Genomic DNA, 17,027 nt, shown 5'->3' on the forward strand with positions numbered 1-17,027 from the left:
TATTTTTATTTTCCAGGTAATTCCGAAAGTACCGTGAGCTTCGCTGTCTGTTTACATGAAACAATTTTTCCACTATACGTCGGACAGTCTAACGACTGTTCGCCTATACGTTATAAAATTGTTTATGAAAACTGACATCAAGGCAATTTACGGTTGTGTTTATGAATTTCGGAATTACCTGGAAAATAAAAAATAATAAGGAGTCGTATGTTAGATAAGTTAGATTTTTTAGCAGGAAAATATGCTGAATTAAATGAGAAAATTAGTGATCCGGAAATAATTGGGGATCAGAACCAGTGGCGAAGGCTCATGAAAGAGCAATCTCACATGCAACCCATCATTGAAAAATATAATGAGTATACAGCAGCACTCAGCGGCATTACGGATACCAAAGAAATGCTTGCAGACAAACAACTGGAAAGTGATTTCAAGGAAATGGCAGAAGCCGAACTGCAGGAGCTTACCGAAAAAAAAGTTGTTTTAGAAGAGGAATTGAGAGTGCTTTTATTGCCCAAGGACCCCAATGATGATAAAAATGTTATTGTCGAAGTTCGGGCCGGAGCCGGTGGAAGTGAAGCCGCCCTTTTTGCCGGTGATCTCTTTAGAATGTTTACCCGGTATGCTGAACGTCAAGGGTGGAAAAGTGAAATCCTTAGCTCAAGCATTCCCGATATTGGTGGGATTAAGGAAATAATCTTTTCCATTGAAGGAACCGGTGCATTCAGTCGCCTGAAATACGAAAGTGGGGTTCACCGTGTTCAACGAATCCCAACCACTGAATCCGGAGGACGTATTCATACCTCAACCGCTACCGTTGCAGTGCTTCCAGAAGCCGAGGATGTTGAAATTGATATCAGTGCCAACGATTTAAGAATTGATGTTTACCGCTCATCCGGTAATGGCGGACAAAGTGTTAACACCACCGACTCCGCCGTTCGGATTACCCACCTCCCAACAGGTATGGTAGCGACCTGTCAGGATGAGAAGTCCCAGCTAAAGAACAAAGATAAGGCCTTAAAAATATTAAAAGCCAGAATTCTTGAGATAGAAACCCAGAAACAACAAAGTGAGATTGCGGAAAATCGAAAAAGTCAGGTTGGTACCGGAGATCGCAGTGAACGCATACGGACCTATAACTTTCCTCAGGGACGTATTTCAGATCATCGTATCGGCGTGACCGTTTACCAGCTTGAAGCCTTTTTAGATGGGGATATTGACGAAATGGTGAATGCCTTAATTACCAGTGATCAGGCTGAAAAGTTAAAACAACATTCTTAAAAAATGAAGGTGCTGCAATTTTTCTTAACTGGATTAATAATATTTACCATTCTTATACTGTCAGGTTACATTTATGCCAGATATATTGAACCGAACCTTCTGGTGATTACAACTGAAAAGCTGGAAAGTTCAGAACTTGAAGCGCCCCTTAAAATTGTTTTTTTTGGAGACACTCATTTTGGAGAATTATATGATGTCAGTCAATTGGATCGGATTGTAAAGAAAATAAATGCAGAAAACCCGGATATTGTTATTTTCACAGGCGATCTTATTGGAGCCTCCGGACATTACACCGGCAATCCTGAACGTATTTCCCAGGGGTTGGATCAGATCCAGGCAACCTATGGTAAATATGCTATTTGGGGGAACCATGATTATGCTTTACTGGAAAAATATGATTACAAAGGAATTATGAACGCCGGAGGGTTTGAGGTTTTAGTTAATGACTGGCTGGACATTTCTGAGATAAATGTGAGACTTCTGGGTCTTGATGATTATATTAAGGGATTCCCGAAGAGAGAACTGGGGGAAGATGCTTTGGATAGCGCCTATAATATTCTGTTGACCCATGAGCCGGATGTCGTGGATGAAATGGATATTAACGGCATTCAATTGGTTTTAGCGGGACATACTCATGGGGGACAAATTTCAATTCCTTATTTGACAAAAAGAATTCTCCCGACAGGAGGAGAAAAATATATTAGAGGGCTATTTACCATCGGTACCACTGGTCAAACAGACCTTTTTGTAACAAAAGGCATTGGGATGACTGAGCTTCCCTTTCGCTTTACGAATGCGCCGGAGATCGTATCAATTAAAGTAGATAAACAAGAAGTTTATTAAAAGTTAAAAGGAAGGATGTTTCCAGTCATTGGAAAATCCTTCCTTTTTTTTTATTAAGCTTTTGTGAGATCTACAGTGCCGTTGGCATTTAACGTGTTTTTAATACGACTGATTGCATGTTTTACCGCCGGGATGCAAAGCAAGAGAACGGTGATCACGGCTTCGGTTCCCATATAAGCACCATTATAAACAAGGGACCAGGTAAATCCATTAAAGCCCTCAGGGGCATACATGCCAAAGAAAATGGCACCGGATAGAAAGCTGCACATAAAGCGACCGGAGACTCCTAATAAAAAGGCTGGAATCACAGAATCATATTTGCTCATTAATCCCCCGAGGCCAAGGGCGCCAAAGGCCAAGGGATAATCCACCAGTAGCTGGATAGGTGAAATCACATAGGGGTTCACCAAAAGATCCAAAAGCCCAAAGGCCACACCTGCCAGGATTCCCTGACGTGTCCCGAAAAAGTAACCCACCAAAACAATGATAAGCATTGCAAAGGGTGTTACCGAACCGCCCTGGGGCATACGAAACAGGGTTATCTGGTTTAGAATAAAAGTCAGGGCAATGGCGATGGCAGAAACCGTTAGGGCTTTGGTACTGGAATTTTCACGAGTTTTATCAGTAATGAAAAAAATCGTCATGAGTATTCCCAGAATGACTAATGCAATAACCGCCTTTGCCATTCCCGATTCCAACAGGGATTGAAACATTTCTTCAGACATAAAAAATCCTCCTTTTTTCTATAAAAGGAGGGGGTTATTGAAGTATTTGACGACAATAAGGCTTCCCTCCGCTGGCATTAACCAGATCAGGTAATAAGGGTGAATCTCAGCCATTCGGCTCCCCCAGCTTTTATGATATATTAGCATTCTAATGTTTTAAATTGTTTTTGTCAAGAAAGAGATACATATTTTTCGTTCAATTATTCTACCGGTTTGAGATGTAAGTAATAGAAGTTACTGTAAATTTTCCTTCATTCATTGACAATTAACATTTTCAAACGTAAACTGGAACTAGTCTAAATTAAAAGGGAAGCGGATAATTATATTTTCAAAAATCCGTAAAGAGGAGTAACAATGAAAAAAGTAGTGGTAGTAGATCAAGCGGCATGTGTAGGTTGTTTGGGGTGTGAAATGGCATGCGCAAATGCATTTTACAAAGAGCTGAATCCAGAAGTATCCTGTATTCGTATTGAAGAAGAGGAAGATGGAAGTCTGAAAACCCTTGTATGCGTTCAATGTGGTAAATGTGCAGAGGCCTGTGAAGCCGGAGCCATTACCCAAAACAAAAAAGGCGTTTATATGATCAGTAAAAAATTGTGTGTGGATTGCGGAAAATGTGTTGAAGCCTGTTCTTCTGGTGTTCTTGTGAAATCAGAAGATAAAGATGTCCCTTCAAAATGTATTTCCTGCGGAATATGCGTAGATGCATGTCCTCAAAATGTTTTAGCGATAGAAGAATCATAATAGAGTACTAGATCTAACCTAAAAAAGGTTCCCGAGGGAGCCTTTTTTAGGTTAATAACAGTTCGGTTTACCAAACAATTAAAATTCAATACGAGTAGCAATATAGTTTACCAATTCACCGATGGCGATGCGATCCTGTTTCATGGTATCACGATCTCTTACAGTAACACATTGATCTTCTAATGTATCAAAATCAACCGTCACACAGAAGGGAGTACCAATTTCATCCTGACGTCGGTAACGCTTGCCAATGCTTCCGGTTTCATCATACTCAACCATAAAGCTTTTGGCCAACAACTGATAAATTTCAGTGGCTTCAGCACTAAGCTTTTTAGACAACGGCAAAACCGTTGCCTTGTAAGCTGAAAGGAAAGGATGGATTTTCATGACGTTGCGTTCCTCAGTTTTATCCCCATTCTGAATGACTTCTTTTTCCATAGAATTAACTAAGAAAGCAAGGAATACGCGATCAGCCCCTAGTGAAGGTTCAATAACATAAGGAATATATTTTTCATTGGTTACGGTGTCTGTGTATTTCATATCTTTAGTAGAAAAATTTTGATGCTGTGTCAGGTCGAAGTCAGTCCGATCTGCAATTCCCCAGAGTTCACCCCAACCAAATGGGAAGCGAAATTCTACATCGGTAGTGGCATTACTGTAATGTGAAAGTTCTTCCTTTTCGTGATCTCGGAAACGAATGTTATCATCCTTCATACCCAAATCAAATAACCATTTTTTACAAAAGTCTTTCCAGTAATCAAACCATTCGAGATCGGTGCCGGGGGCACAGAAAAATTCAAGCTCCATTTGTTCAAACTCTCGGGTTCTAAAAGTAAAGTTACCAGGAGTAATTTCGTTTCTAAACGATTTACCAACCTGAGCAATACCAAAGGGTATTTTTTTCCGAGTGGTTCTTTGAACGTTCTTAAAGTTTACAAAAATACCCTGGGCAGTTTCCGGTCTTAAAAAAATCTCACTGGCTGTATCTTCGTTGACCCCCTGGAAGGTTTTAAACATGAGATTAAACTGACGGATCTCAGTATAATCCATTTTCCCGCAATCAGGACAGACAATATTGTTTTCAAGAATAAAGGCCATCATCTGATCATTGGACCAGGCATCAATGATAACATCTTCACCTTTTTCGAAATAGTAGTCGGCAATGAGCTTATCCGCCCGGAAACGTGATTTGCAGGCTTTACAATCCATTAGTGGATCATTAAATCCCCCAACATGCCCTGATGCGACCCAGGTTTTAGGGTTCATAAGAATAGCAGCATCCAAGCCCACGTTGTATGGCGATTCCTGGACGAATTTTTTCCACCAGGCTTTTTTTACATTGTTTTTCATTTCAACACCCAATGGACCGTAATCCCAGGTATTGGCAAGACCATCATAAATTTCCGAACCAGGGAAAATAATTCCCCTCATTTTAGCGATGCTGACAATTTCAGCCATGGTAAATTGCGACATGTTTTTCCTCCTATGGACTAAAAAATATTAAAAATAAAACCGTCTCTTGTAATCTACAAGGGACGGTTTGTTCCGCGGTTCCACCCAAGTTGTTTGCCTTAGACAAACCACCTTATTTTCTAACGAGTTTCACGTCAAGCATCATATAATTATTACAACACCTGCAGCTCCAAAAGTACCATTCATCGGGTATTCGCACAGATCTCACACCAGCATCTGCTCGCTTGAACCATTGACCCAATGTTTTAATCTTTTTTCAACGCTTTTATTTGCAAACTAAATTTAAGCTTAGCAAAAACACGAAGAAATGTCAAGAGGAAGTTGCGATTTCCTCTTGACATTTTTAAAGAATTATAAGAAATATGCTTCCAGATTTGCATAACAAAATTATTCTTCAGGATGTTATTATTATTTCTGATATTTGTATTATTTTCAGCGTATTTTCATTGACAGATTGGCGAATATGGAATAATATAAAACTAATTAAATAGCAGGCATACTTACCGAAAAGTAAGGACGCAAAACTAAAGGGTCTAAATAAATTTTTTATATGACAGCCAGTTGCAAATAATGGATTCTTTTAATCTCTTTTATGCAACGTTTGATATGTTGCTTTTTTTTATTTGTGAGAATACAATTTTAATAAAAGCTTAATTTGATTTAATCGTTATTATGCAATTCGAACAGGAATAAAATCCTTATAAAAGCAATTATTAATTAATTGTGCATTAAATTACATATGATAGCACCGATCATCTCCTTCTGGAATCAGCAATAGATAGTCGAATATTACCAGGTCATGATGATTGTTGATATATAGGTTGGAACAACAGAATGATTGATGGGCTCCTTGTTTTTCAAAGAGGGCAAAGACGAGCACTTGAAAATCCAATGGAAGGTGGTGATATAATGAATATAGAGTTTAATCCGAAATCTAATTCAAAAATAGACGGATTAACGGTTGCATCAGGAATAAAACGCAGTAATTTGGAAACTAAAGGTTTAGTGGAACCTAAAGGCTTAAATGAAGGAAGCATTCGCTTTAAAGATTTACTCGATCAGACAAAAAATGGTAAAAATCAACTGCCAATGCAGCAGGCAGTTTTATCGGTTAAAAATCCTCAGGAACTTATGCCCGATGAAAAATTAACAGGAACAGAAATTGATGAGAACATCAAGGACAGATTCAAAGAAATATCAGAAAATAATTTAATGAGTCTGCTTCAAAGTTCCCCTAATATGTTTTTGACATCAATGAATAATACCCGAACAGGCATTAACTTTGGTTCTGGAAATCCAAGCCCGAATACTGGAATTGACGATGTCAGTCAGCTAACCAGTCAATTAGTCGAAAATACAAATAATCCTTCCCAGGTGGATCAATTATTTGTAGGAACAAATGAAAGCGGTCAAAAAATTAAGAGCCCAGGCATTGAAGGTGAAGATAGTTCAGTATCGAATACTGGAACGAAATCATCTGAGATAATTATTGGAGAGGTTGACCTTGCTTTATCAGCAAAGACAGGAACAGACCAGAAAGTCATTTCACCGGAAGGTGAAGCGGTTATTAAACAGACCCAGCAGTCCCCGGAACCAGCCAAACCAATCGCGGGAGCGGTTGACCCAATTTTATCAGCAAAGACAGGAACAGACCAGAAAGTCATTGCACCGGAAGGTGAAGCGGTTATTAAACAGACCCAGCAGCCCCCGGAATCAGCCAAACCAATCGCGGGAGCGGTTGACCCAACTTTATCAGCAAAAACAGGAACAGACCAGAAAGTCATTGCACCGGAAGGTGAAGCGGTTATCAAACAGACCCAGCAGCCCCCGGAACCAGCCAAACCAATCGCGGGAGCGGTTGACCCAACTTTATCAGCAAAGACAGGAACAGACCAGAAAGTCATTGCATCGGAAGGTGAAGCGGTTATTAAACAGACCCGGCAGACCCCGGAACCAGCCAAACCAATCCCGGGAGCGATTGACCCAACTTTATCAGCAAAGACAGGAACAGACCAGAAAGCCATTGGATCAGAAGATCAAAAGGATGTTACCCAAACAGAAATGGAAGAAGTCCCTTTATTGAATACGTTTCCAGTGAAAAATGCTGAAATACTAACGATTGATAAAGTGGATTTGTCAGCACAGATTGAGCAGGAAATTATCTTTCAGCTTGATAAGAATAAACCCATGACTTTTCAGATGAAACTTGATCCTGAAAATTTAGGAGAGATAGATGTTCAATTGAAATTTGAACAGGGAAAGCTTGTCATTGATATTATGGCTTTTAGCAAAGAAACCCAGGCGTTGTTATTGGGACAGATTGATAAATTAATTAAAAACCTGGCTCTTCAAAATGTTCAGGTTGAAAGTGTTCATTTAAACAATCAATCTCAAAATAATTATGATAGTAATAGTCAAGCATCAATGATGAACATGGGAATGGACTTTTCCCAAAACCAAAAGCAATCACTTTTAAAAGAAGATGCAAGAGCGGACAATGATCAGAAGTTGAAATTGGGACTTGGAGAAAACGATCAGAGATTAAAGCACACCGATTATAGAATAAATGTTTTAGTATAGGAGGATTAAGAGATGGCAATTGATGCTATTAATAGTTCACAGGCTGCTACTGCAACCAATAGCACAACAAAAACCAACAGTACATTGGCAATGGACGATTTCTTTAAGTTAATGGTTGCCCAGCTTCAAAATCAGGATATGAATAATCCTGTTGACAGTACAGAATATACTTCTCAGATGGCACAGTTTTCAATGGTTCAGGCACTTGCTGATTTAAGCGAGGCTTCAAAAACAAGTTACAGTGTCAGTTTAATCGGCAAAGAAGTCACATTGGCTGAGACAAAAGATGATGGTTCAATAAACACCATTACCGGAACCGTAGATGGTGTGAACTTGTATAATGGCGATGCTGAAATTTTAGTCAACGGAATAAAATATCCCATCAGCAGTATTATGGAAGTGAATAAGGAAAAAGAAAGTTCAACAGTTGCATAAACAGATTTCAGGAAATCAAAGGTGGCAATATGGCTAACCCAATTATTGGGAATCATAACTCACTCATTAATGCGATCAGCAGACAAACAAAAATAATCACGGCCATGAATCAGACACAATCAGCGAAAGAGTTGAAAAAAACGAACGCATCTTTTCAGGAATTATTAAGTCATGAAGTTAGGAATACCGTGACTTTTTCAAAACATGCAAATATTAGAAAGGAGCAGAGAAACATTGAGGTCAGTGAAAGTGATCTAGAAAAACTTGGAAATGCCTGTGATGAAGCTCAAAAAAAAGGAATAGACAATGCACTTATCATCATAGAGGATTCAGCGTTTATTGTTAATGCTGTAAACAAACGCGTAATTACTGTAGTGGATAAAAATGAAATGAAAAATAAACTATTCAATGATATTGATGGTGCCGTATTTTTGTAGTTGGACCTCAACAAGGAAACTATAAGAGCTTTGAACGACAGATAAGCTCTGCTAACGGTACAGAAAGGATAAAAAATGTTAATAGCTATGTATTCGGGGATTTCAGGAATGTCAGCACATCAAACCAAATTAAATGTAATTGGTAATAATATTGCCAACGTCAATACTTATGGATTCAAATCAAGTCGAGTGACTTTCAGTGATGTTTTCTACCAGAACCTTCAAGGCGCATCTCAGCCAAGTGCCACTTCAGGAGGGATCAATTCGAATCAACTGGGATATGGAACCAAGGTTGGTTCCATAGACGTAATTAATACCATGTCCGGAGGCGCTGACACAGGACGCGCATTGGATGTCTATATTAATGGCGAGGGGTATCTTCCGGTTAAGGGGGATGATGGCGTTTCTAAATATACTCGAGTCGGGAATTTAAAATTTGATGCTACCGGAACATTAACGGATGTCAATGGGAGTTTTATTCAGGGATGTGCATTTGATGCTACTACTGGAATAAAAACTCTTGATGCCGCTGGTAAGCCAACTTTGCCTTTGGTCAATATTCAAATAGCTGCTGCTAACCCTGCAACGGTTCCAGCCTCACTTGAACAATATTCCGGTATTACCATTGGATCTTCTGGTGAAATAACCGGAATCAACAGTGCTGGAATTCCAAAAACACTCGGTTATTTGGCAGTGGCTAAATTTGACAATGTGGATGGTTTAAGCCAGGATGGCAGTGGATATAGTATTCAATCAATGAATTCAGGGCAACCCATTATAGCAACACCAGGAACCGATGCAACCGGAACGATTCGTTCTGGTGCTCTTGAAATGTCAAATGTGGATTTATCCAAAGAGTTTACCGACATGATTATTGCCCAAAGAGGTTTTCAGGCCAACTCCAGAATGATTACAGTATCAGATACAATTCTTGAAGAGTTAATCAATCTCAAACGATAGATAATATTATTTTAATTTAACTTGAAGGGAACAAGATGATAGAATTAACAAAATTGAATAAAAATCATGACGAGAAATTTATTTTAAATTCTGAATTAATTGAAACGATTGAGGAAAAACCGGATACAACCATAAGACTTCTCAATGGGAATTATTATGTGGTTGCAGAAAGTGGGTCAGAGGTTCTATCAAAGGTTGTTGCCTTTAAAAGAAACATTAACATTAGATAAACATAAACTTTGACAGGGAGTCTGATCATATGGAAAAGACCACAATAATAGGCTATGTTGGAGTCTTTATGGCAATCATGTTTGGGATATCTTTTGGTGGCGGCGGATTTGATTTTACAAAACTATTAAATTTTGTCAATGGCGCCAGTATATTTATAACCATCGGAGGAACTTTTTTTGTTTTACTTGCGTCATTCCCATTAAAAACATTCAAAAACATTCCAAAGCATTTTAAAATGATTATCGGTAAAGATAAAAAAGATCCCTACGAATACGTGGAAATATTAACGGAACTATCAAAAGAAGCCAGAAGAAAGGGACTTTTGTCTTTGGAAGATAAGACAAAAGATTTTAAAGATGACTTTCTAAAAGAAAGTATTTTTCTCATTGTGGATGCCATTGAACCTGATAAATTAAGGGTTTGGTTTGATCAAAAGCTGTCTTATATTGAAAAGCGTAACGAGGAAGAGCGAAAGTTATACGATATGGGATCTGCTATTGGGCCGGCTCTGGGTATGATAGGAACCTTAATCGGTCTTGTTAATATGCTAAAATCCATGAGTTTAACCGGAGGAGCAGGAAATCTGGGTCAGGATATGTCCGTCGCTTTGATTACAACGTTTTATGGCTCAATTCTTGCTAATTGTTTTTTCACGCCCATATCGAACAAACTTGAAATCATTCAGGAAAGAGAGATTCTTTTTAAAGAAATAATCATCGAAGGTGTCATTTGCATCAAAGAAGGGGAAAATCCAAAACATATCAGAGAAAAACTACTGAATTTTTTAGATGAAAAAGAAATCCCGAAACTGACAGGACAAAAAGTAAAAACAGCTAAAGCTAAAACCAAAGTCAGGATTAAGGCCAAAGCTAAAACAGAACATAGCTTAGAAAATTAGCAGGCAAGAGGAAATTTATTATGGCAAGACGTGAAAAGAAAAAAAAAACGGTCAATAAAGATGCCTGGCTGAATACCTATGCTGATATGATTACCCTAGTTCTGGTTTTCTTTATTTTTTTATATTCAATGTCATCAATAGATAACCAAAAATATGAAATGCTGGTGGACATATTTAATCCCAATGCGACTGAAAAGCCTACAGGCCAAGTAAGTGCAACCGCAGATCCCGATGCAGCTACCTCACCTCAGAAGGACATTGCTGTTGAGGATGTTGTTGATCTTGAGGACTTGTATCAGTACTTAAGTCAGTACGCCAGGGAAAACGGAATGGAAGATTCAGTGCAAGTCATTAAAGGTCAAGATATGGTCTTGGTGAAATTTATGGCGCCGGTTTTTTTTGAAGCGGACAGTGCTCAAATTAAACCAGAAGGACAAGCCATTCTTGCTGACATGGGCAAAGTTTTGTCGGCGGTTGAACCCAGTGTGAAGTCAATTAGAATTGACGGACATACCGCTCAGGCAGAATCGACGGTTAATGATCGGGATTTATCAACAGATCGCGCCAATGTGGTGTTGGAATATTTTGAAAATGGCTATATAGCCGATCCGGGAAAGCTGCTTGCAGTGGGTTATGGCATGTATCGGCCCATTGCACCCAATGATACAGAGGAAAACCGGGCAAGAAATAGACGCGTTGAAATTTTAATTTCACAAAATGATAATATTCAGAATGAATTGGACAAAATATACGATGAAGAAAAATCTCAAACAGAGGTTAAGAATTAAAAGGACAACAATTAGGCAATTGCGAAATTCATAAACCAATCGTAAATTGCTTTGATGTCAGTTTTCATAAACAATTTTATAACGTATAGGCGAACAGTTCAACGAACTGTACGACGTATAGTGGAAAAATTGTTTCATGAAAACAGACAGCGAAGCTCACGGTACTTTAGCAATTACCTACGAACAACAATAATTAGGAGAAACAATTATGGCTGAAATTCTTTCACAAAGTCAAATTGACAGTCTTTTAAGTAGTTTGACAAGTGGTAAAGACGAAGCAGAGGATCCAAAAACAAGTCTTTTCGGTAGGGTTAAAGAGTATGACTTTAGAAGACCAAAGCTATTTACCAGAGAACAACTTAAACTGCTGTTTAGTATTTATGAAAACTATGCGAGAGTATTATCTTCTCATACCACAGGAATTCTTCAAATCTACAGCTTAATAGAAATTTTTGAAGTTGAAGAGCAACAGTATTATGAATTTAATAATGCTCTTCCTGATTCAGTACTCATGGGAATGATTGATCTTGAAATAAAAGGCAGTGAAGATGAAGAAGATCTTGTACTTATTGATATGTCAAAGGATATTGGATTTTGCAGTATTGAACGATTATTAGGAGGTAGAGGGAAACCTCTTGAAGCTGATAGGGAGTATACTGAAATAGAAATAGGAGTTCTGGAATATTTCATAAAAGGAATGGTCAATCTGATGAAAAACGTCTGGTTTGACTATATAGAAATTACGCCCCGTTTAATAAAAATTGAAACAAATTCAAGAACTTTACAGGGAATAAGTGCGAATGAAAATGTTGTGATCATCGTTATGAATATTACAGTGAATGAAACCCAGGGTAAAATTAATATTTGTATACCTGCAACGACGTTGGACATGTTGCTAAGAAATAAGACCTCTCAAAATAAAAAAAATGTCAAAAGAGGCGATCAGCAGGCAGAAGAAACCAGAAGAAAAAATATCATTAATGAAATCAGAAAAACAGAACTTCAGATCACCGGTCGTTTAGGGGAAGTGGAAGTATTATCTCAGGATCTCTTTGATTTAGAAGTGGGGGATATTTTAAAGCTGAATAAATCTGTTGATTCCTCAGTTGATGTCATTGTAAATGATGAAGTTTGGTTTAGGGGAGAAATGGGTGTCTTTAACAAAAATAAAGCCATTATAATAAAAGAATTTTCAGAAACAGGAAGTGAGCCAATCAAATGACAAGCAAAGAAAAGAATGATTTATTAACAGAAATGGATATAGACGTCATTGGAGAGGTTATGAACATTAGCATGGGAACCGCTGCTACGGCAATGTCTACCATACTGAATACAAAAGTAAATATAACAACCCCAAGAATTGAAACCATTGAAGTCAAGGATTTTGAATTCACTCATTTAGAGCCGGTTGTCGGTGTATTAATTAAATACATTGAAGGAATTGATGGATCAAATGTGCTTCTTTTAAAAGAAGCGGACATGAAAAAAATTCTGGCTCAGTTATTCGACATGGAAACCAGTGACGCTGTAGAATTTGATGAAATAAGCAGAAGTGCTATTGGGGAAATCATGAATCAGATGATGGGTGCTGCTGCGGGAGCCCTTGCATCTTTTTTAGGAAAAATTGTCAATATATCCCCGCCGGAAATTCTGGATGTCACCAATAAAAATAATATCAGAGAATTGTTTTCATTAAAAGGAGACACCCTAGTCAGCATTAAATTCAATTTAAGTATTGACGGTTTAGTGGAAAGTGAATTCATTAGCGCCATGGACCCCCTATTAGTAAAAGAAATTGTTAAAATGTCCATGGGAGTTATGGGAATTGACGGTGAAGAAGAAACGGAAGCACAGGAAGAAGAGTCATTGCCCATAGAACCTGAGGAACCGGCTTTTGAAGAATCCCAGAATCAGGTAAGAGCAGAGCCAAAACGATCCTCCCAATCTGAATCTGTTGTGAAATCAGAACCGCGTTCAGATCAGGGTCCCACAGAAAAAATGATTGCCAAGAAAAAACAAGTACAGGTTTCCAGCTATAATTATAAAGAACTTGGAGAAGAACCTAATATAATAAAAAGCGTTAGTAATAATTTAGACTTAATTATGTCTGTACCCATACAAATTACCGTAGAATTAGGTAAAACTCAAAAAAAGATCAAAGATATCGCTGAGTTAACCCTTGGAAATATTATCGAATTAGACAAACAGGCAGGGGATCAAGTAGATGTAATCGCCAATGGACGGCTTATTGCAAGAGGCGATGTTGTTGTTGTTGATGACAACTATTGTGTCAAAATCACTGAAATTATTAAAGTCAAGGAAGAGCTTAGTCTTAGAAGATCAAGCTAATAAATATTATTGAAAATAGGAAGGGATAAAATATGTTGAAAATTTTAATTGTAGATGATGCTGCATTTATGCGAATGATGATCAAGGACAATTTAAAAAAAGGAGGCTACACAGATTTTGTTGAGGCTGGAAACGGTGAAATTGCTGTTTCGAAATACACCGAGACTCAGCCGGATCTGGTTTTGCTGGATATTACTATGCCGGTAATGGATGGGATAGCAGCTTTGCGGGAGATTAAGAAATTGGAGCCCAAAGCAAAAGTTGTGATGTGTTCGGCAATGGGTCAAGAAGGAATGGTTGTTGAAGCCATTAAATTGGGAGCCTTGGATTTCATCGTTAAACCCTTTAAACCGGAACGTCTGATCCAAACAGTGAAAAATGTTCTTGGGGAATAGTAGGAGGAAAGTCTAAAGTGAATGGTGGCGATATTTTTTCTGCGATTTCGGCACTGATAGGAACCATGGTTGTTATTGTGCTGACCTATTACGGAAGTCGATGGTATGTAAGAAGGATCGCAAGGGGACAGGGATCCTTAACAGGAGGAAACCATATAAAAGTGGTGGAAAGGCTTGTTGTCAGTAAAACCGGATCAATTATCATTATTGATGTACAGGGAATTCAGTATATGGTGGGTATCAATGATCAAAATATTAATATTTTGACCCAACTTGATGATCCGATTGTTGTTCCACAAAAATCGGAAATGACAAAAGAAAGCTTTTTAAGTATTTTAAAAAAATTCACTCTAAAAGAAAACAAAAATGAAAAAAATTAAAAAGATGATTAATAAAAGAAAAGGATTATTCATTAAACTATTTGCAATGATACCTGTGATCGCACTATTTTTTCAGATCACACTAACAACGGCCCATGGAGCAGCGCCATTTTCAGTGGAAAGCTTAATCGCCGGAGAAGGTTCTGATACAGTTAAAATCATTGTGCTTTTATCACTCATTGCAGTGGTTCCCACTATTTTGCTGATGATGACCTGTTTTGGAAGAATTATCATTGTGCTTTCATTTTTAAGAAGCGCACTTGGGTTACAGCAAACACCTCCCAACCAGATTTTAGTGGGTCTGGCCCTGGCAATAACTTTTTTTGTAATGGCACCGGTATTTGTACAAATCAACGATACCGCATTACAGCCCTATAATGCCGGGGAAATTAATACCCAGCAGTTTATTGATACAGCTACCATTCCCTTAAAGGATTGGATGCTCAAACAAACCACAACACAAGATGTGGAGCTGTTTATCAATTTGTACACTCAGGACGATTTGCAAAATATTGCACCAAAGGATTTACCGATGACCATTGTTGTTCCGGCCTTTGTCATCAGTGAACTTAAACGGGCATTTCTCATCGGATTTTTACTTTTTATTCCATTTTTAATCGTGGATATGATTGTGGCAAGTATACTTATGTCGATGGGAATGATGATGCTTCCTCCAGTCATGATTTCCTTGCCGTTTAAAATAATGCTATTTGTAGTGGTAGATGGTTGGGGCCTTTTAGTTAAAACCCTGGTCATGACCTATAACTAAAGAAAGGGGCGAAATCATTGGGTACAGCGGATTTAATTGATATTTTCAGAGATGCCATTATCACCGGATTAAAAGTTTCAGGGCCGATTCTCGTGGGCAGTATTTTAGTAGGGCTCATCATTTCGATTTTTCAGGCGGCAACCTCCATTAATGAGCAGACCATGACATTTGTTCCAAAATTAATTTTTATTGGAATTGCACTTATTTTGACCGGAGGCTGGATGCTTCAGCAAATGATGGATTTTGTTTTCAGGATCTTCGAATTGATTGCAACAAAAATATAAAGATGACAATGCATTTTATTTGTTTATTAATAAAGGGTGAAAACATTGTCGTTTGATATGAATCAATACATGATTTTTCTCTTTGCAAGTTGCAGAGTAGCCGGTATGATTTTCTTCAATCCAATTTTTGGAAGAAAAAGCATACCGAATGTTTTAAAAGTTGGTTTAACCCTGGTCATTGCATTAAATGCTGTTTATGAAATTGGAAATATTTCGGTGATCAATTATACCACCATTGAATTGATGTTGGCAATGCTCAAGGAATTTGCGGTTGGATTAACCATCGGATTCATTATGCAGTTGTTTTTGTCCGTATTTCACATTGGCGGAGAATTAATCGATTTGCAAATGGGTTTCAGTATGGCTTCCATGTATGATCCTACCAGTAAAGCAAACATTTCATTAACAGGAAATATAATGACTTCCATGTACATTTTGTTGTTTTTCATATCCAACAGTCATTTGGCACTGATGAACATCGTCATTAAATCTTTTCAGGTGGTACCAATTGGTCTCCAGCCCATAAGTACCCGGTTAAGTGTCTTTTTTATAGAACTCTTTGCCTGTATTCTGGCCTATGCGGTACAACTTTCAATGGCAATTGTTGTGACTGAAATCATTGTCGAAGTTGCTGTTGGAATTCTTATGCGATTGGTTCCAAATATTAATGTGTTTGTTGTGAATTTGCAAATTAAGATATTGGTTGGCCTGGTTGTACTTCTGACGATTATTCCGGCATTGGCAAAATATATGACAATGATCAATTCGATTATGCTGGAAAGAATAGCTCAGGTACTGACATTTTTAACTTAAAAAAAAGATACTAGTCGGAGAAAAGAATGGCAGAATCAGATAAAACAGAAAAAGCAACCCCGAAAAAGAAAAAAGACGAGCGAAAAAAAGGTAATGCCTACCAAAGCAAGGACGTTGTCAGTGTTTTTATTTTACTTATTGGATTCTTTATAGTCAGCCAGTTAGGATTATTCATTGCCCAGCAAGTTAAGTCTTATTATTTGGGGCAAATGACTAAGATCATTGGGTTGCAGACATTAACCGTTGCGACTTGTGTTCAAATTACAAAAGAGGCGGTACAAGTTTTTTTTATTTCAGCCATGCCGATTATTATTGTCTTAGCCTTCACTGCTATAATAATGGTTGGTATTCAAACAGGATTTTTAATTTCAGGAGATCTCATAAAGTTTAAATACAGCAGAATTAGCTTGATGCAGGGCATTAAACGATTGTTTTCGCTAAGATCCGTTGTAGAATTAATTAAATCCATTATTAAAATTGTTTTAGTTTTATCCATTATTTATACCAGTATTATGAGTATTTTGCCATTAACACCGGATTTGTTAAGCAATCGACTGTCTACGGATATATCCTTTATGATTCAAAAAATCACGGGAATGGTCAATCAAATTTGTATTATTTTTGCAGGAGTCGCCATTTTAGACT

General features: G+C 37.8%; 20 protein-coding genes, 2 riboswitches and 1 other annotated feature. Of the genes, 18 read left to right on the forward strand and 2 right to left on the reverse strand.

The features are described 5' to 3' along the window. Positions 1 to 207 precede the first annotated feature (207 nt). Together prfA and VIK44_RS11750 are read left to right on the forward strand one after the other, a co-directional pair. Complete coding sequence (gene prfA, locus VIK44_RS11745; protein ID WP_331554078.1) at positions 208 to 1,278, forward strand: peptide chain release factor 1; 1,071 nt, start codon at positions 208 to 210, stop codon at positions 1,276 to 1,278. 3 nt (positions 1,279 to 1,281) lie between these two features. Continuing rightward, positions 1,282 to 2,121, forward strand: a complete 840-nt coding sequence (locus tag VIK44_RS11750; RefSeq protein ID WP_331554079.1) for a metallophosphoesterase — start codon at positions 1,282 to 1,284, stop codon at positions 2,119 to 2,121. Positions 2,122 to 2,174: 53 nt separating this feature from the next. Here VIK44_RS11750 and thiT read toward each other — a convergent pair whose 3' ends face one another. Next, a complete protein-coding gene (gene thiT, locus VIK44_RS11755; RefSeq protein WP_331554080.1) occupies positions 2,175 to 2,846 on the reverse strand; it encodes an energy-coupled thiamine transporter ThiT in 672 nt (223 codons plus the stop codon). A gap of 46 nt (positions 2,847 to 2,892) precedes the next feature. Continuing rightward, positions 2,893 to 2,981: riboswitch (TPP riboswitch) on the reverse strand. A gap of 219 nt (positions 2,982 to 3,200) precedes the next feature. On the opposite strand from thiT, the gene VIK44_RS11760 reads away from it, so the two are divergent. After that, positions 3,201 to 3,590 (forward strand): 4Fe-4S binding protein, encoded by a 390-nt coding sequence (locus VIK44_RS11760; protein ID WP_331554081.1) that lies wholly within the window; start codon positions 3,201 to 3,203, stop codon positions 3,588 to 3,590. Positions 3,591 to 3,668: 78 nt separating this feature from the next. Here the strand turns inward: VIK44_RS11760 and VIK44_RS11765 are convergent, their stop codons facing one another. Further along, positions 3,669 to 5,063, reverse strand: a complete 1,395-nt coding sequence (locus tag VIK44_RS11765; protein ID WP_331554082.1) for a glycine--tRNA ligase — start codon at positions 5,061 to 5,063, stop codon at positions 3,669 to 3,671. 55 nt (positions 5,064 to 5,118) lie between these two features. Continuing rightward, positions 5,119 to 5,332 (reverse strand) — a binding site (T-box leader). A 214-nt stretch (positions 5,333 to 5,546) separates the two neighbouring features. Then, a riboswitch (cyclic di-GMP riboswitch) is annotated at positions 5,547 to 5,632 on the forward strand. A 340-nt stretch (positions 5,633 to 5,972) separates the two neighbouring features. Here VIK44_RS11765 and VIK44_RS11770 point away from each other — a divergent pair. The 15 genes from VIK44_RS11770 to VIK44_RS11840 all read left to right on the forward strand — a co-directional run. Then, positions 5,973 to 7,643 (forward strand): flagellar hook-length control protein FliK, encoded by a 1,671-nt coding sequence (locus VIK44_RS11770; RefSeq protein WP_331554083.1) that lies wholly within the window; start codon positions 5,973 to 5,975, stop codon positions 7,641 to 7,643. Between the two features lie 12 nt (positions 7,644 to 7,655). Further along, positions 7,656 to 8,078: a flagellar hook assembly protein FlgD gene (locus VIK44_RS11775; RefSeq protein WP_331554084.1), complete on the forward strand. Its 423-nt coding sequence runs from the start codon at positions 7,656 to 7,658 to the stop codon at positions 8,076 to 8,078. Between the two features lie 29 nt (positions 8,079 to 8,107). Continuing rightward, complete coding sequence (locus tag VIK44_RS11780; protein ID WP_331554085.1) at positions 8,108 to 8,515, forward strand: TIGR02530 family flagellar biosynthesis protein; 408 nt, start codon at positions 8,108 to 8,110, stop codon at positions 8,513 to 8,515. A 75-nt stretch (positions 8,516 to 8,590) separates the two neighbouring features. Then, a complete protein-coding gene (locus VIK44_RS11785) occupies positions 8,591 to 9,475 on the forward strand; it encodes a flagellar hook-basal body complex protein (RefSeq protein WP_331554086.1) in 885 nt (294 codons plus the stop codon). Positions 9,476 to 9,510: 35 nt separating this feature from the next. Continuing rightward, a complete protein-coding gene (locus tag VIK44_RS11790) occupies positions 9,511 to 9,705 on the forward strand; it encodes a flagellar FlbD family protein (protein WP_331554087.1) in 195 nt (64 codons plus the stop codon). 29 nt (positions 9,706 to 9,734) lie between these two features. Then, the gene (locus VIK44_RS11795; RefSeq protein ID WP_331554088.1) at positions 9,735 to 10,604 is read left to right on the forward strand and encodes a motility protein A; all 870 of its coding nucleotides are present in this window, start codon (positions 9,735 to 9,737) and stop codon (positions 10,602 to 10,604) included. A 20-nt stretch (positions 10,605 to 10,624) separates the two neighbouring features. Next, the gene (locus tag VIK44_RS11800; RefSeq protein ID WP_331554089.1) at positions 10,625 to 11,392 is read left to right on the forward strand and encodes a flagellar motor protein MotB; all 768 of its coding nucleotides are present in this window, start codon (positions 10,625 to 10,627) and stop codon (positions 11,390 to 11,392) included. Between the two features lie 208 nt (positions 11,393 to 11,600). Then, positions 11,601 to 12,614, forward strand: coding sequence for a flagellar motor switch protein FliM (locus VIK44_RS11805; protein ID WP_331554090.1), 1,014 nt, complete (start codon positions 11,601 to 11,603; stop codon positions 12,612 to 12,614). Next, a complete protein-coding gene (fliY, locus tag VIK44_RS11810; RefSeq protein ID WP_331554091.1) occupies positions 12,611 to 13,741 on the forward strand; it encodes a flagellar motor switch phosphatase FliY in 1,131 nt (376 codons plus the stop codon). Before VIK44_RS11805 ends, fliY begins: the two co-directional genes overlap by 4 nt. Positions 13,742 to 13,773: 32 nt before the next feature. Then, positions 13,774 to 14,136 carry a response regulator gene (locus VIK44_RS11815; protein ID WP_331554092.1) on the forward strand — a complete coding sequence of 121 codons (363 nt, stop codon included), beginning with the start codon at positions 13,774 to 13,776 and terminating at the stop codon, positions 14,134 to 14,136. Between the two features lie 17 nt (positions 14,137 to 14,153). Beyond that, entirely contained in the window at positions 14,154 to 14,516 is a 363-nt protein-coding gene (locus VIK44_RS11820) for a flagellar biosynthetic protein FliO (RefSeq protein WP_331554093.1), read from the forward strand. Continuing rightward, positions 14,503 to 15,285, forward strand: coding sequence for a flagellar type III secretion system pore protein FliP (gene fliP, locus VIK44_RS11825; protein WP_331554094.1), 783 nt, complete (start codon positions 14,503 to 14,505; stop codon positions 15,283 to 15,285). The genes VIK44_RS11820 and fliP overlap by 14 nt, the downstream gene beginning before the upstream one ends. 17 nt (positions 15,286 to 15,302) lie before the next feature. Beyond that, positions 15,303 to 15,569: a flagellar biosynthesis protein FliQ gene (gene fliQ / locus VIK44_RS11830; protein WP_331554095.1), complete on the forward strand. Its 267-nt coding sequence runs from the start codon at positions 15,303 to 15,305 to the stop codon at positions 15,567 to 15,569. 45 nt (positions 15,570 to 15,614) lie between these two features. Then, positions 15,615 to 16,382 (forward strand): flagellar biosynthetic protein FliR, encoded by a 768-nt coding sequence (gene fliR / locus VIK44_RS11835; protein ID WP_331554096.1) that lies wholly within the window; start codon positions 15,615 to 15,617, stop codon positions 16,380 to 16,382. Positions 16,383 to 16,408: 26 nt separating this feature from the next. Next, the coding region (locus tag VIK44_RS11840) for an EscU/YscU/HrcU family type III secretion system export apparatus switch protein (protein ID WP_331554097.1) at positions 16,409 to 17,027 on the forward strand (619 nt) is incomplete at its 3' end.

This window comes from Acetobacterium sp. (assembly GCF_036508315.1).
Classification (GTDB): Bacteria; Bacillota; Clostridia; order Eubacteriales; family Eubacteriaceae; genus Acetobacterium.